Annotated in this window: 16 protein-coding genes; 4 read left to right on the top strand and 12 right to left on the bottom strand. The window is 66.7% G+C overall.

What is annotated here, in order from left to right; all coding sequences use genetic code 11:
- Positions 1-6 precede the first annotated feature (6 nt).
- From trpA to LDB05_RS18130, 5 genes are all read right to left on the bottom strand, one after another.
- Positions 7-927: a tryptophan synthase subunit alpha gene (gene trpA / locus LDB05_RS18110; RefSeq protein WP_226005371.1), complete on the bottom strand. Its 921-nt coding sequence runs from the start codon at positions 925-927 to the stop codon at positions 7-9.
- Positions 924-2,189 (bottom strand): tryptophan synthase subunit beta, encoded by a 1,266-nt coding sequence (gene trpB / locus LDB05_RS18115; protein WP_226005372.1) that lies wholly within the window; start codon positions 2,187-2,189, stop codon positions 924-926. Before trpB ends, trpA begins: the two co-directional genes overlap by 4 nt.
- Positions 2,186-2,995 (bottom strand): indole-3-glycerol phosphate synthase, encoded by an 810-nt coding sequence (gene trpC / locus LDB05_RS18120; protein ID WP_226005373.1) that lies wholly within the window; start codon positions 2,993-2,995, stop codon positions 2,186-2,188. Before trpC ends, trpB begins: the two co-directional genes overlap by 4 nt.
- 122 nt (positions 2,996-3,117) lie before the next feature.
- Positions 3,118-3,522, bottom strand: coding sequence for a hypothetical protein (locus LDB05_RS18125; RefSeq protein ID WP_226005374.1), 405 nt, complete (start codon positions 3,520-3,522; stop codon positions 3,118-3,120).
- A 126-nt stretch (positions 3,523-3,648) separates the two neighbouring features.
- Positions 3,649-3,909, bottom strand: coding sequence for a PIN domain-containing protein (locus LDB05_RS18130; RefSeq protein WP_484549601.1), 261 nt, complete (start codon positions 3,907-3,909; stop codon positions 3,649-3,651).
- Positions 3,910-4,032: 123 nt separating this feature from the next.
- On the opposite strand from LDB05_RS18130, the gene LDB05_RS18135 reads away from it, so the two are divergent.
- Complete coding sequence (locus tag LDB05_RS18135; RefSeq protein ID WP_226005376.1) at positions 4,033-4,503, top strand: MGMT family protein; 471 nt, start codon at positions 4,033-4,035, stop codon at positions 4,501-4,503.
- A 304-nt stretch (positions 4,504-4,807) separates the two neighbouring features.
- Here the strand turns inward: LDB05_RS18135 and LDB05_RS18140 are convergent, their stop codons facing one another.
- The 4 genes from LDB05_RS18140 to LDB05_RS18155 all read right to left on the bottom strand — a co-directional run bounded on the left by LDB05_RS18140 (position 4,808) and on the right by LDB05_RS18155 (position 8,405).
- Complete coding sequence (locus LDB05_RS18140; RefSeq protein ID WP_226005377.1) at positions 4,808-5,401, bottom strand: NUDIX hydrolase; 594 nt, start codon at positions 5,399-5,401, stop codon at positions 4,808-4,810.
- Positions 5,398-5,895 (bottom strand): DUF7109 family protein, encoded by a 498-nt coding sequence (locus LDB05_RS18145; RefSeq protein ID WP_226005378.1) that lies wholly within the window; start codon positions 5,893-5,895, stop codon positions 5,398-5,400. Before LDB05_RS18145 ends, LDB05_RS18140 begins: the two co-directional genes overlap by 4 nt.
- A gap of 26 nt (positions 5,896-5,921) precedes the next feature.
- The gene (locus tag LDB05_RS18150; protein WP_226005379.1) at positions 5,922-7,070 is read right to left on the bottom strand and encodes a glycosyltransferase family protein; all 1,149 of its coding nucleotides are present in this window, start codon (positions 7,068-7,070) and stop codon (positions 5,922-5,924) included.
- Positions 7,071-7,184: 114 nt separating this feature from the next.
- Positions 7,185-8,405, bottom strand: a complete 1,221-nt coding sequence (locus LDB05_RS18155) for an MFS transporter (protein WP_226005380.1) — start codon at positions 8,403-8,405, stop codon at positions 7,185-7,187.
- A 138-nt stretch (positions 8,406-8,543) separates the two neighbouring features.
- On the opposite strand from LDB05_RS18155, the gene LDB05_RS18160 reads away from it, so the two are divergent.
- Positions 8,544-8,714 (top strand): HVO_0758 family zinc finger protein, encoded by a 171-nt coding sequence (locus LDB05_RS18160; protein ID WP_226005381.1) that lies wholly within the window; start codon positions 8,544-8,546, stop codon positions 8,712-8,714.
- Between the two features lie 110 nt (positions 8,715-8,824).
- Here the strand turns inward: LDB05_RS18160 and LDB05_RS18165 are convergent, their stop codons facing one another.
- From LDB05_RS18165 to LDB05_RS18175, 3 genes are all read right to left on the bottom strand, one after another.
- Positions 8,825-10,015 carry a DHH family phosphoesterase gene (locus LDB05_RS18165; protein ID WP_226005382.1) on the bottom strand — a complete coding sequence of 397 codons (1,191 nt, stop codon included), beginning with the start codon at positions 10,013-10,015 and terminating at the stop codon, positions 8,825-8,827.
- Between the two features lie 157 nt (positions 10,016-10,172).
- Complete coding sequence (locus LDB05_RS18170; protein ID WP_226005383.1) at positions 10,173-11,063, bottom strand: SDR family oxidoreductase; 891 nt, start codon at positions 11,061-11,063, stop codon at positions 10,173-10,175.
- 173 nt (positions 11,064-11,236) lie between these two features.
- Positions 11,237-11,662, bottom strand: a complete 426-nt coding sequence (locus LDB05_RS18175; RefSeq protein WP_226005384.1) for a DUF5791 family protein — start codon at positions 11,660-11,662, stop codon at positions 11,237-11,239.
- A 168-nt stretch (positions 11,663-11,830) separates the two neighbouring features.
- On the opposite strand from LDB05_RS18175, the gene LDB05_RS18180 reads away from it, so the two are divergent.
- Together LDB05_RS18180 and LDB05_RS18185 are read left to right on the top strand one after the other, a co-directional pair.
- The gene (locus tag LDB05_RS18180) at positions 11,831-12,913 is read left to right on the top strand and encodes a tubulin/FtsZ family protein (RefSeq protein WP_226005385.1); all 1,083 of its coding nucleotides are present in this window, start codon (positions 11,831-11,833) and stop codon (positions 12,911-12,913) included.
- A gap of 53 nt (positions 12,914-12,966) precedes the next feature.
- Positions 12,967-14,901 carry a glycoside hydrolase family 2 protein gene (locus LDB05_RS18185; RefSeq protein WP_226005386.1) on the top strand — a complete coding sequence of 645 codons (1,935 nt, stop codon included), beginning with the start codon at positions 12,967-12,969 and terminating at the stop codon, positions 14,899-14,901.
- The last annotated feature ends 105 nt before the right edge of the window (positions 14,902-15,006 follow it).

Here is a 15,006-nt window from a genome sequence, read left to right on the forward strand (position 1 = left end):
TTGCAGTTATGGCTGTTCTGGTTCCGGTGTATCTTCCGGATCGTCCGTGAGGGTCTCCGCGCCGCGGCGTGCGCCCCGTTTGAGCTCCGCCGCTTTGGCCTCGAGCGCGTCGACCGCGTCGCTCGGGTCGTCGCTCGACGCGATAATGTCGATGAGCGCGCTGCCGACGATGACGCCGTCGGCACCCGCCTCGATGATCTCGGCCGCGTGATCGCCCTCGCTGACGCCGAACCCGACGGCTTTGGGGACGTCGTACTTCGACAACCGCGCGAGGCTATCGTGGGTCGCACCCGACACGTTCGCGCGCGCGCCGGTCGTTCCGAGGCGGGCCTGGACGTAGGCGAAGCCCGAGACCCGGGACATGATGGCGTCCAGTCGCTCGCCCTCGGTCGTCGGCGCGATGATGAAGATCAGGTCGAGCCCGTTGTCGTCGCAGGCGTCCCGCAGCGGATCGGCCTCCTCGGCTGGCAGGTCGGGGACGATGATCCCTGAGAGCCCGGCTTCGGCGGCCCGCTCCACGAACGGCCTGACGTCCGGCTTGGCTCGCGGGCGCTGCCCGCTCGCCTCTTCCGAGGCGCGTGGCGCCTCGCTGCCCCCATACTGCAGGATCATGTTGTAGTACGTCATCACCAGCAGCGGCGCCTCGATCTCCAGGTCCTCGACCAGTTCGAAGAACCCCTCGGGGGTCGTCCCGGCCGCGAGCGCGCGGTTGATCGCGGCCTGAATCGTCTGTCCCTCCGCGATCGGCTCCGAGAACGGGAGCCCGAGTTCGATCAGATCCGAGCCGCCGCGGTCGAGTGCCTCGACGTACGCCTCGGTGTCCTCGAGCGAGGGATCGCCCGCGGTGATGTACGTGATGAGCGCGGGGTGGTTCGCGCGGATGGCCGCTTCGATGTCGCTGTCGTATTCCGTCGACGTATCGCTCACCCGTCGAACACCTCGATTTCGGGTGCAGCCTCGAGATCGCGTTTCTCGGTCTCCTCGAGCACCGTCTCGAGGTCCTTGTCGCCGCGCCCGGAGACGTTGACGACGACGAGGTCGCCGAGAGTCTCGTATTCTTCCTCGAGATATCCCAGCGCGTGACTCGACTCGAGGGCCGGGATGATCCCCTCGAGTCGCGAGAGCCGGTGGAACCCGTTGAGCGCGTCGTCGTCGTCGACGTTCGCGGGCGTGACTCGCCCGATATCGACGAGATGCGACAGCTCGGGGCCGACGCCGGCGTAGTCGAGTCCCGCGCTGACGCTGTGGGATTCGACGATCTGGCCGTCGCCCGCCTGGAGGAGCTTCGTCATCGCACCGTGGAGGACGCCGTCGGTCCCCGTCGAGAGCGTCGCGGAGTTGGGGGCCATCCCTTCCTCCTCGTCGATCTCGAGGCTCGAGCCGCCGGCCTCGACGGCGTAGAGATCCACGCCCTCGTCGGGGACGAACGCGTGGAACGTGCCCATCGTGTTCGAGCCGCCGCCGGCGCAGGCGACGACGCTGTCGGGCAGTCGTCCCGCCTTTGCCTGAATCTGGTCGCGAATCTCCTCGCCGATCACCGCCTGAAAGTCCCGGACCATCTGCGGGAACGGGTGCGGGCCGACGACCGACCCGATCACGTAGTGGGTCCGCTCGACGGTGGTCGCCCAGTCGCGCATCGTCTCGTTGATCGCCTCCTTCAGCGTCGCGCTGCCGGCCTCGACCGGGTTCACCTCGGCCCCGTTCATCCGCATTCGGTAGACGTTGGGCCGCTGGCGGTTGACGTCCGTTCGGCCCATGTAGATCTCGCAGGGCATGTCGAGGTGGGCCGCGGCCATCGCCGTCGCGGTGCCGTGTTGCCCGGCACCGGTCTCGGCGATGATCCGCTCTTTGCCCATGTACTTCGCCAGGAGAACCTGTCCGAGCGCGTTGTTGAGCTTGTGGGCCCCGCCGTGGAGGAGGTCCTCGCGCTTGAGGTAGATCTCCCGGTCGTAGCGCTCGCTCAGCCGATCCGCGCGCTGCAGCGGCGTCGGCCGGCCGCCGAAGTCCCGCATTCGCTCGCGGAACTCGTCCATGAATCCGTCTTCGTTCTCGAGGACGTAGCGCTCGTAGGCGTCCTCGAGTTCCTGCAGCGCCGGCATCAGCGCCTCGGGGACGTACTGGCCGCCGTAGTCGCCGAACGTGCCCCCGCCCGATTCGTACTCGTCGTCGCGTTCGCGTTCCGTGCTCATGTCTGGGTGTTGTCGTCGTCGTTCGTGTCGTCTCCCGATTCCGCTCGCGTGAGTCGCCGCGTGTTCTCGGTGACGTCGCTGTCGTCCGCGCCGTGGTCCATGATCGCGCTGCCGACCAGGAGGGCGTCTGCACCCGCCGTGCGCATCCGCCGGACGTCGGCCGGCGACGACACTCCGCTCTCGGCGATCAGGGTCACGTCGTCCGGAGCCTCGGGAGCCACCGACTCGAAGGTTTCGAGGTCGACCTCGAGTCGCGCCAGATCCCGGTTGTTCACTCCGATGATCTCTGCGCCCGCTTCGAGCGCGGTCTCGAGTTCGTCCCGATCGTGGACCTCAACGAGGGGTTGAAAGCCGCGCTCCCGGGCGGCGGCGACGAGCGCCTCGAGATCGTCTACGAACCTGGCGATCAGCAGAAGCAGATCGGCCTCGACGACGTCCATCCCCGCTTCGTCGAGGACGAAGTCCTTGCGCAGGACGGGGACGTCGACGGCTTCGCGGATGCGGGTCAGCGCCTCGGCCGACCCGCCGAAGTGGGTCGGCTCGGTGAGAACGGAAATCGCCGCCGCGCCGCCGTCGACCATCGCCTGCGCCAGTTCGACCGGATCGTCGTCTCGAGTGCCCTCGGCCGTCGGACTGGTCGGTTTCACCTCCGCGATCACTGGGACTCGCCCGTCGGCCTCGGCGTCGGCCAGCGCGTCCGGCAGCGAGCGGGCGTCGACCGCGACGACGCCCTCACCGCCCGAGCGCTCCCGTGCCGCCTCGAGTATCGACTGCACCGCGGGAGCGAGCTCCGTATCGGAGTTCATTATTGTACATCGACGTACTCATATGTACATAAGGCTTGCGTCATCGGGGTACGTACTATCGATGGCGAAGCTGTTGATATCGAGGGGATGACGGGGACTGTCTCTGTCGGGATAACGGATTGTCAGCCGAACTTGATCATGGCGCTTCTGACGAGGATGAAGAGAGCAAGATAACAACCCGCGAGCAGGGTGAGAACCGCGCCGAGAAACATACCTCGCTCGTCGTACGTCACGACATTTTCAGACTGGTACACTGTGGAGAGATTCAAGAGAAAAAGAAGCAAAATCGCCACGCTGACACTCCCGCACAGGAGAGAATTAAATTGGAACTGGTTTTCCTTAATTTGGTAGAGAACAAGCCCACTGAGAAGCGGCGGCAGAAACCAAATACCGGCCCTGATCGCGATTCCAATCAGAGATGGCTCTTCGACATTGGGGATCCGTTCCGGTGGTGTTGGAAGGATAACCATTACAGTACTCAGAAGAAGCAATGCTACAGACACCTCGAAAATTCGAAGCCGATCCATACCTGTAATTTCGAATTCGATATTAGTAAAATATGGGAATGAAACCGTAGACGTGACCTCATCTGTGGGTCACTCCCCTCTGAGAAACCTATCTCAGGTGAATTCCGCTGTTGTGATCGTTTCAAGCTAGTTCACACTAACGTATCGGTACTCGATACGATCGTCGAATCCACGTTCGGAAAGCAGCGTTTCGGTAGCTCGATCAGCCGGTTTATTAGTCGTCAAAAGGGCAATGCGGTCTGCTTGCCCGCTATCGAGTAGTTGAGCTGCGAGACCAATCAGCGCCGTGTCCGCCTTCTGGAGGATGTCCTCGTCATGACCTGCTTCGCTGGCGATGAACCGCCGAGCCTCGTCCATCCTTGTCGCGACGAGTGGTCTTGAGGATATAGCGCCGTTTCACAGATCAGTAGGGTGTGGACTCGGTCGTAAGAGAACCGTGATCGTTCGAGGGACGAGAGAGAACGAACGCGGACCGGCGGCTATTCAAGCCCGGCTCTCTTACAGTCTCCTATGGAGGACGTTACGGACGCCGGAATCTACGCGCGGGAATCGCAGTACCTCGATCGGTACGTCCAGCTCGGGGCCGCAAGCGGACGGGTCCTGAGCGTCTCGTTCCCCGAGATTCCCGACGACAATGCCGAGGACGACCACGTCGTCCTCGATCGGATCTTCGAGTACCTCGACGGCCTCGAGGAGATCACCTTCGACGACGTCACGGTCGCGATGACCATGCCGACCGACCAGCGGGCGGTCCTCGAGGGCGTACAGGACATTCCTTACGGCGATCAGGTCTCCGTCGAGACGCTCGCCCGGATGACCTCGGGACTCGATCACACCGACGAGGACGACATCATCCTCGTCCGAACCGCGCTCGACGAGAATCCCGCGCCCATTCTGATCCCCGACCACCGCGTGCGCGACGGCCCGAGTGCGGCTCCACCGGACGTCGAACAGAAGCTACGGTCGCTCGAAGGTCTGTAAGGCGTTCGGCCATCGTCGCCTGTTTTTCGTTTTCTGTCCGATCGTTCCCGGGACGGTTTCGGTTTGACGGCCTGCGAGCAGACACCGTTATTGGGGATCGAATCATCATGCAGTACAACGAAGGACCGGTCGAAAACGAGACTCGAGGCCCTTCGGGATCACGAGACGACGTTGCGAAAAGCGGCTGAACACGAGGGCATACCGTACACCGAGTTGTTCTCACTCGCTGCCGACGACGCTATCGACGTCGGATACACGACCGAGGAGCTCGAACGCGACCTCGATCGGATCTGATCGAAATCGGCTAGAACTCCGACCGCTCGACCTTCTCGGGCGCTTCGAAATCCGTCGCCAGCTCGAGCAGTTGCACCAGAATCCGGCCGGTCGCCCCCCAGACGGTGTAGCCGTTGACGTGGAAGTAGTGGATCACGATCTCGCCGTAGTAGGGGTGGGATCGGCGTTCGTACTCGTAATTGTCCGGATCGAGCAGCCCCGAGAGCGGCAGGACGACGATCTCGGCGACCTCGCTCTCCTCGCGAACGTACTCCCGATCCGGAACGTGTGCGACGAAGGGAGTCACGGCGTACTCGGTGACCGTCCGAATGTCGTCGAGCTGGCCGACGAGTTCGGCCTCGCTGCGCTCGAGCCCGATCTCCTCGTTGGCCTCCCGGAGCGCGGTTTCGAGGATCGTCTCGTCTTCGGGCTCGGCTCCGCCGCCGGGGAAGCTCATCTGTCCGGGGTGTTCGCCGAGGTGGTCTGCACGCCGTGTGAACAGCAGGTGGTCCTCGCCGTCGCGATCGACGATCGGGGCGAGCACCGCCGCGTCGTACTCCTGATCGGTGATCTCGGTGGGTTCGTAGTTCGCGATCGGCTCGAGCGTCAGTCTCGGGCCCGTCATTCCTCGAGTGCGTCCTCCAGTCGCGTCCGTTCGTCGGTGCAGTCGACCGGCGCCCAAGCCTCGACGTCGTAGCTGACGTCGATCAGGGACCGGATCCGCTCCTCGTCGTCCGCGGCGATGGCCTCGTCGGCCGTCTCGATCACGCGCTCGCGGGCCGTCTTCCCCAGCGTCTCGCGGTCGACCCGTCGGCGGTCGATATCGAGGATGTGGGGGACGTCCTCCGCGTGTTCCGGAACCGCGGGAAACGCCGTCGGGCCGGCGACCAGCAGCGGCTCGCCGTCGGTCGTCGAAACCGCGCCCTCGTCGGCGGGATCGTGCCGAACGAGCGCGAACGTCTCGATCGCCTCGTCGATCGCCCCTTCGAGTGCCGCGTCGTCGACGGACTGACCGTCGTCGCGGTAGGCGGCCTCGGCGAGCGCCCGCTCGAGTTCCGAGCGAGTCAACCCGCCGAAGAGGTCGACCACGCCGGCCAGTTCGTCGGCGGTCGCGTCCATACGCTCCCCAACGGACGAGAGGGGGATTAGTCTTGCGAGCGCGAGCCGATGCGACGCTCCCGCCACGGCCGGGCCGCCGCGAGCACGTCGGCCGGTTCGAACGGGGCGTCGGTCCACCGCGGCAGGCGGGCGTCCGGACCCGGCGGCGAGATCGACTCGGCGTAGCGGGCCAGCTGATCCCGCTCGCCGGCGGGGTCGTACTCGAGCCCGTTGAACGCCGCGTCGGCGCGGTACTGGTCGATCAGCTCGTCGCCGGCGGACAGGTACCGCTCCGGCAGCGTCTCGTACCCGGGGTCGACGCCGTGTTCCTCGAGAACGCGCAAGAACGTGGCCGCGACGTCGCGGCTCATTCCCTCGAGTCCGGTGTCGCCGGCGACCGCCCGGTGGTCGTGTTCGTGGCGGCCGAGGTCGACCTGCGCCGTCCCGCCGAAGCCGGCGACCTCGTAGGCGTCGCCGAGGGTCCCGACCTCGAGTCCCCACGTGCGCGGCGTCCGCAGCCGCCGGGCGAGGTCGGCTGTCGCGGCGAACTCGCCGGCCAGCGCGTACCGGAACGCGTCGAGGTAGTCGACGATCGGGGCGTCGTGGGCGTCCGCGAGGGAGCGAACGAGCGGTTCGTAGAACAGTCGGAAGAGCCGACCGTAGAGCCGGTCGCGTTCGACGCGGGCGTAGTACCCCTTCGAAAACTCGAACGCCATCGTCAGCGGGGCGAGCAGGCGGTGGACGTGTTCGGCCTCGTAGCTGCGGGCGTCGGCGTCGTGGACCACGACGGCGTCGGCGGCGTCGGCCGCGGGGCCGAGCGCGAGCCAGACGTCCCGTCCTTTCCCGAACTCGCCGCCCAGCCCCGCGTCGGCGAGCAACGCGTCGATACCGGGTGCGTTACACCACAGGACCCGAGTCGGCAGCGCGAACGAGCCGAGCCAGTCCCGAAACGGACCGATTCGCTCCGGCTCGGCGCGAACGGGCACGAAGACCGCCTCCGGTGCCGGCTGAAGACGCTCGAGTTCGCCCAGGACGCGTTCGGCGGCGGGGCTCTCGAGCTCGCGGCCGGTCATCGGGACGACGACGGCCGCGTCGGCGACTGCGGCGACCGCGTCGCGGGCGAGATCGGTTTCCCTTCCCCCGTTGCCCTCGCCGAACTCGTGGAGCGTGGCGATCCGCTCCTGGACGTACTCCATCGGTGGGGTGTTCGAGCGGACCGGTAAAACGGCCACGGATGCGGCAGACGGGACGCGGTCGGGGAGGCTCGCGCGGGATCACAGGAGGAAAGACTGGCCGGTGGATGGACCCGTTCATCCGTTCGCGCCCGTCGGAAGCCGACCGGCGGCGGCGAGCGCGAGCATGACGAGCAGGACGACCGCGATACCGACCGCGAGGAGCCGGAAGGAGTCGTCGAAGGTGATGCCGGCGTCGACCATCGCCCCCAGGATCGCGCTCCCGGTGGCCTGAATCGGCATCATTAGCCCGCTGAACAGCGCGTAGGCGCTCGCGCGGTTCTCGTCCGGAACGGACGCGAGGACGTAGGTGTCGGAGGCGGGGAAGATGCTGTGAATGATGTAGCCCATGCACGCCGTGACGGCGAGGATCGCCACCGTCCCCTCGACGACGGTCAGCGCGAGCAGGGAGACGAGAAACGCGCCGACGATGCCCAGCAAGAGCGGCAGGAACCGGACCCGGTCGGCGATCCAGCCGGTGACGGCGAACGCGGGGACGCCGGCCAGAAAGAGCAGCGTCAGGACCGATCGCGAAAAGCCCTCGGGGAACTCCTTGACCTCGACGAGATATGTCACGTAGAAGTTGAACACGCCGTTCCAGACCAGCATCGCCGTACTGACGATCGCCACGGCCGTCGCGACGATCGGCCACTGGCGCCGGAACGCGCCGATGAGATCGCGATCCAGTTTCCCGGCCTCCGGTAGCGTCGCGCGCCTCGCGGCGACGAAGAGGGCGACCGTCGATCCGATTGCCACCACCGCGATCGCGAGAAAGAGCGCGCGCCACGCCGCGATCGGCCACGTCACCGCGAAGAACGCGCCGACCAGCAACGGCGCGACCACCGCGGCGGTCTGGCTCGAGGTCCCGTGGATCCCGATCGCGCGCCCGACGCGAGACGGGTAGAGTTCGCTGACCAGCGGGTTCGCCGCGACGAAGTAGGCGCTGCTCGCGATCCCCATACAGAGCGCGCCGACGTAGAGCACCTCGAGACTCCCCGCGGTGGCCGCGAACGCCGACCCGGCGGCCAACAGCCCGCCCGAGGCGAGGATCAGCCAGTGACGGGGCACTCGCGTCAGGAGGTACCCCGTCGGTATCTGGAGCGCCGCGGCCCCGAGCCAGGCCAGCGTCGCCAACAGTCCGACTGCGGCGGCGCTCGCGTCGAACGTCGTCCGGAACGGCTCGAGCAGCGGCGCGTAGATCACTCGGCCGAGGTTCACCAGGAAGACCATCGCACACAGCGTCCCGAAGACGCCCGTCCGACCGGCGTGCTGTCGTCGTCCGCTCGCCGTCTCGTTCACACTGCGGCTGTCTCGTCGAGGGGGTCAACCCTTACGAATCGCAGCGGGGGAGTCACGTCGGCGCCCGGAGGCGAGGGCCGCGGCCGAGACCGGATAAAGCACCGGTCTTTTTCTTCCCCTCCTCCCTACAGGGTGAACATGAAATCAGTCCGGAAGGCACTCCGTGCCGGCGACCTCGAGAAGGACACCTACGATCGACTCGTCTGTGGCGAGTGCGAGAAGCCGCTGAAGACCGAAAACGACCCGGACGAGATCAAGACGGTTCGTATCTGTCCGGAGTGCGGGGCCGAGTGGAAGGAGATCCGCTAGGCATCCGGCAGCCGTCGGTAGGGGGCCTGCGAGTCAGCACAGCACAGACGCGCAGGTGTGGGTCCGTAACAAACATACGCCATAGTCTGGCGCTTCGGTGCGACGCTGCATCACCGTTCGCCGGCCATCGCGGAAAAGAGCCGTTCTTCGAATTCTTCGCGGCTGATCCCGTCGGAGGGGCCGATTCCGTTCATGTGATCGACCGAGAGCTGTCCGCCGCCCATTCGCGCGTGGCCGCCCGCGCTGGCCATCGGAATGTCGCTGATCGCGTGGCGCAGCGTCTCGCCCATGTGGACCCGATCGTCGCGCGAGCGCCCGGACATATGTAACGTCCCGTCGTGTTCGCCGTAGACGACGACCGCCGTGACGCCCTCGAGTTGCATCAGTTCGTCCGCGGCCTGCGGAATCGCGTCGACGTTGCCGATCTCGCCGACGTCGCAGGTGGCGAAGGGGCCCTCGACCCGCTTTTGCGTGATCGCCGTCGCCTTGACCTGTAGTACGTCGTCGCTGACCTGCGGATTGGCAATCCGATCGAGCAGGTCCTCGTCGATCCCGGAAAACAGCGTCGCACAGGCGTCGAACTCGGCCCGCGAACACCCGTTCGTCAGGTGGTTCGTATCGGACTGGATGCCGTAGAGGAGGCCGGTCGCCAGCTCCGGCGAGATTTCGAAGTCGCTCGAGCCGTCCTCGCCGGCCATCGTCGCACCGATGTCGTTCAGGTACTCGACGATGATCGTCGACGCCGCGCCGTAGTCCGTTCGCACGTCGGTGAACTCCGTCCCGGCCCCGTTACCGGGATGGTGGTCGACGACCGCGATCGGCTCGACGGTCTGGGCACCGGTGAATCCCCGCGGCGTGTTGTGATCGACCAGCACCACCGGACCCGCGGCGAGCTGGGAGCTCGCGTCGATGGACTCGAGGTCCAGATCGAGGACCGTTCGGAACGCGCGGTTCTCCTGATGGCGAATTTCGCCCGAGAACTGCAACGTGGTGTCGGTGTCGACGGAGTCCGCGATCGCCGCGACGCCCATCGCACACGACATGGCGTCGGGATCGGGGTTCGGATGCATCAAGACGGTCACTTCGTCGTGACCGGCGAGCATGCGCTGGAGCCGGACGCCCGGCGGTCGACGAAACCAGCGAATCAGCCACCAGCCACCGAGAGCGAGCCCCACGACGACGAGAACGAGAAGCGAGAGAACGAGCGGATCGAGAGAACGGACCGAGTCGCTTACTGACTCGGTTACCAACGGGGTTGCCCCGACGAAGGCACCTCCCGTCGGAGCGCGCCGATAGCTCATACCATGAGATCAAATCGAATCACCAAGAAATTTCCCCCGATTACCCCCGCTACGGCCGGTGGACCCCCAGTCTGCTGACTCGTCCGGGTATCGTGGCCGGTAACAGTCGACGGACACCGAGTCGAACGACTACCTCGCGAGTAGCGTGTACATCGGGTCAGTGGCCGCGATAGGCGTCGATCGCGTCGCGATACCCCTCACGGAAAGTGGGGTAGACGAACTCGTAGCCGAGCGCCCGCAGTTTCTCGTTCGAGCAGCGCTTGCTCGTCAGGATCCGGCGACGGCCCGCCTCGGAGAGCTCGTCGTCCGCGAGCCGCTCGGACTTCGTCCGCTTCGGCGGCCGCTCGACGTCGCACTCGTCTGCCAGCCAGTCCGCGAACTCCCACTTCGAAACCGGCTCGTCGTCGACCACCTGGACGACCTCGCCGCGAGCGAGATCCTCCTCGAGCAGGAACCGAACCGCGCCGGCGGCGTCGTCCCGGTGGACCATGTTCAGATAGCCTTCCGTCACCGGTCCCTCGAGGTAGCGCTCGAGCCGGTATCGATCCGGACCGTACAGGCCGGCATAGCGCGCCACGGTCCCGTCGAAGCCGTATCGCTCGGGGTGCTCGAGGGCGATCCGCTCGGCCTCGACGAGCACCTCGGTCTTTTCGGTAGTAGGATCGAGCGACGTCTCCTCGTCGACCCAGTCACCGTCGTGGTCGCCGTGGACGCCGGTCGAGGAGGTGTACACCAGCCGATCGGGCGCGTTCTCGCGGTCACCGAACGCCTCGATCGCCGTTCGCAATCCGTCGACGTAGACCTCTCGAGCGGCCGCGGCACCTCGCCCGCCGCTGCTCGCGGCGAAGACGATCGCGTCGACGTCCGGAACCGCCGCGAGCGCCTCGCGGTCGGTGACGTCCGCCCGAACCCCGTCGAACCCGGCGCTCTCGATCCGCTCGATGCCCTCGTCAGACCGGCGGACGCCGATCGGCTCGTGACCGCGAGCCGCGAGCTGTCGGCCCAGTTCGATACCGACGTGCCCGCAGCCGAGAATTGCAACGTTCATGGCCAAACTCGCGGTCGGTTACACATAATTTCACCGCTCGAGGCTACGTTCCGGTCCTCTTCCCGAGAATTGTCGACCGAACCGATAGTCGATCGGGAGGGTCCGGTTGCGGACTGCTCTCGAGGTCCGCGGTCGATGGCCGGTTATCCGGCGATGCTGACCGCCGGTCCGACTCAGGGAGCCCCGTCCGCGATCACGTACTGGATGTGGACGAACTCGTCGAACGACATCGGCGCTCGTCCCTCGATCTTCTGATGGACTTCCTTCGCGTCCAGATCGATCTCGAGCTCGGTCTCGACGGCGTCGACGTCGAGCACCGCCGTCGACATCCCGAGGAGCAGGTGCTCGAGGGCCATCGTGACCATCGTCTCCGGATCGGGCTCGCCCTCGGCGAGCGACTGGATCCGGGCCGCGTCCTCGAGTGCGAGATCGGGGGAGTCGCCCGCGGTGAGCGACTCGAGCGTCTCCCGATCGACGTCGGTTTCGGCTGCGACGGCCGCGGCGCCGCGGTCGTCGACGATCGCTGCGAGATCGTCCTCGTACTCGGCCCGGAGATCGGCGGGGGAGCCGGGGACGGTCATCCGCTGTTCGTAGAACATACGGGACACGAGGGGAATGCGGCAGAAATGTATTGTGACCTTCGCCGGCGGGCCTCCGGTTGCATGTCACTTTCTCTCGGTACCGATGGCCGAACGCGGCCCCGATCCCTCCGAGCGGCGTATCAGATTACCGGAACGTTCAACAGGCCCCACTCGCATGTAAGTGGTATGAAAGTAGCCCTGATCGGAGTCGGTCAGGCCGGCGGAAACGTCACCGAACGGCTCGCCCGGTTCGACGCGAACATGGGGTACGGAGCCGTGCAGGGTGCGCTGGCCGTTAACTCCGCGGAGGCCGACCTCGAGTCGCTCGAGTTCGTCGACACGCAGCTGATCGGTGCCGACCGCGTCAACGGCCACGGCGTCGGCGCCGATAACGAACTCGGGACGGAAGTCATGCAGTCGGATATCCAGCAGGTCCTCGACGGCCTCGACGGCCGCGTCACGTCGAAGGCCGAGGCGATCTTCGTGGTCGCCGGCCTCGGCGGCGGGACGGGCAGCGGCGGTGCGCCGGTCCTCGTTCACCACCTCCAGCAGATCTACGACATCCCCGTCTACGCGCTCGGCGTGTTGCCGGGCCGCAACGAGGGGGCGCTCTATCAGGCCAACGCCGGTCGGTCCCTGAAGACGCTCCTCCGGGAGGCCGATTCGACGCTGCTGATCGACAACGACGCCTGGCACGAACAGGGCGAGAGCGTCGAGGGAGCCTTCGAGAGGATCAACGAGAAGATCGCAAAGCGGGTCGGCCTTCTCTTCGCGTCCGGCGAAGCCGTCGAGGGCGTCGGCGAAAGCGTCGTCGACTCGAGCGAAGTCATCAACACCCTCCGCGCGGGCGGCGTCGCGGCGCTCGGCTACGCGACCGAGATCGCGAGCGATGACAGCAGCGAGAACATCAACACGGCCATGACCGTCTCGAGACAGGCGCTGCTCACCGGGACGAGCCTGCCGGAGGCGACGACGGCCGACTCGGCGCTGCTGGTCGTCGCGGGCCGGCCCGATGCGATCCCGCGCAAGGGCGTCGAGAAGGCGCGCCACTGGCTCGAGGACGAGACCGGGAGCATGCAGGTCCGCGGCGGCGACTTCCCGATCGATAGCGACCGACTCGGCGCGCTGGTACTGCTCGGCGGCGCCGAACGATCCGACCGAGTGCAGTCGTTCATGGAACGGGCTCGCGAAGCGACGGAAGAGGCGGAGTCGGAATCGACCGACCACGCCGACCAACTTACCGACGACCGGCTCGAGAACCTGTTCTAGTCCGTTCTGAAACGTCGGAAGGGCTTTTTACTTCGGGCGCACTGACGGTGGTAATGACTGACGAGTGGACTGGGGGGATCGTCACGGACCGCGGGGGTGACGGGCCGCCGACCGTCGAGGAGTGGGTCCCGGTTTCGGGCCCCGAACGACCGTCGGGATTCGGTGACGAGGGGACGATCGCGTATCGAACGACGGTCGCGGATCCGCGGGACGACGAGACCGACCGCGCGCTGCTCGAACTCCGCGGGGTCTCCGGCCGCGCGGAGATCTGGCTGAACGGCACGCGGCTGGGGACCCACGACTCACCCGTCGTCCCGGGCCGGTTCGAGTTCGACCCCTGCTCCGAGAACGAACTGCTACTCGTCTGCGAGCGGCCCGAGTCGTTCGCCGGAATCGACGAGACCGACGCGGTTCCGGACCACTTCGGAACGCCGGGGATCCGGTGGGGTATCGAGGTCGAGTCGCGCCCGCGGAGCTTTATTCGGCGATTCGACGTCCAGCCTCGCCTGGGAACGGATTCCGAATCGGACGCGAGCGCGGATGCGTCCACGGCCTCGGCCGCGAACGCGGCGGCGGACGGTGCGGGTGCTGCGATCGACGTCACGCTCGAGATCGACGCGGGGGCGGCGATCGACGACGCGGTGACGCTGTCGCTTCGGCCCGAGGGGTTTCGCGGCGGTGCCGCCATGGAACGCGTCCCAGTCACGGCCAAAGCGGGCGAACGGGTGACGGTATCGAGGACGCTCTCGGTCAGGGAGCCCTCGCTGTGGTGGCCTCGGGAGTACGGTCCCCAGGATCGGTACACGGTGCGGGCGAAACTCGGCGGCGATAGCGCCGAACGAACCGTCGGACTCCGCCACGTCGAGCGCGAGGAGGACGGTCTCCTGGTCAACGGTCGGCGTGTCCGAGCCCGCGGATTCACGCGGTTGCCCGGCGGCGATCCCGAGGCGGACGTTCGTCGGGCTGTCGACGCGAACGCGACGCTGCTTCGGGCGCGCGCACACGTCCCACCGCGATCGTTCTACGAGGCCTGCGACGAGGCCGGGATCCTCGTCTGGCAGGACCTGCCCGCCAGCGGATCGGAGCTTCCGGTCGAGCGGGGGACGGAACTGGCGACCGCTCTCGCCGAGACGTACGGTCACCATCCCAGTCTCGCGATGTACGGCGTACAGGATCGGCCGACGGACCCGTACGCGGAGCCCCTCGGAAGCGGTCTGCTCGCGAAACTCGCCGTTCGGTATCGGGCGTGGCGGACGTCGGTCGACCACGATCCCGCCGCGGACGTCGCCGACGCCTTCCCCGGCGACCTGCCGGTCGTCCCGGTGACGGGTCCGCCGGGAACCGACCCCGACGCCGCCCATCTCTTTCCCGGCTGGCGGTATCTCGCTGCCGGGGACGTCGACTGGCTGCTCGAGACCTATCCGTCGCTCGGCGACGTCGTCGGCGGCTTCGGTGCCGGCTCGCTGACCGACGACGACGCCGATCCGGCGACGATTCCCGGGCTCGAGCCGGCGCTGCTCGAACGGCAGGCGGGCACTGGCGGGATCACACCCGAATCCTCACAGGCGTCACAGGCCGACACGCTCAAGACGGTCGCGGAGGCGCTTCGCCGGCGAGAATCCGGCATCTTCGCGGCGTCGACGCTCCGAGATACCGCGCCGGGCGGTGGGATGGGAGTCTACACTATCGACGGCGATTCGAAACCGGCGTCGGAGGCGATCGCACAGTCCTACGAGCCTATTCAGGCCGTTCTCGACGGGCCGACGAGCCCCGGAACGGTCGGCATCACCCTCTGCAACGACACCCGCGATACGCTCGAGGCGATCGTCGGCTGGCGGGCCGGCGACGAGACGGACACCGAACGGGTGAGCGTCGACCCGCTCGAAACCGTCCCCGCCGGAACGGCGCGGATTCCCCGGGACGCAGAGCGAGTCGACCTCGAGGTGGCGGTCGACGATCGGACGATTCGCAATCGATACGATTTATAAGTGCCTTCCGGACCATGTCACAGCCCGACATGGGAGGATGAGGCCCCTGCTAACGGTTTTCAGGGGTGTGGTGACCGGTACATTTAAATTATAGGCGCCAATAGT

Origin of the sequence: Natrinema salinisoli, from assembly GCF_020405205.1 — an archaeon.
Lineage (GTDB): Archaea > Halobacteriota > Halobacteria > Halobacteriales > Natrialbaceae > Natrinema > Natrinema salinisoli.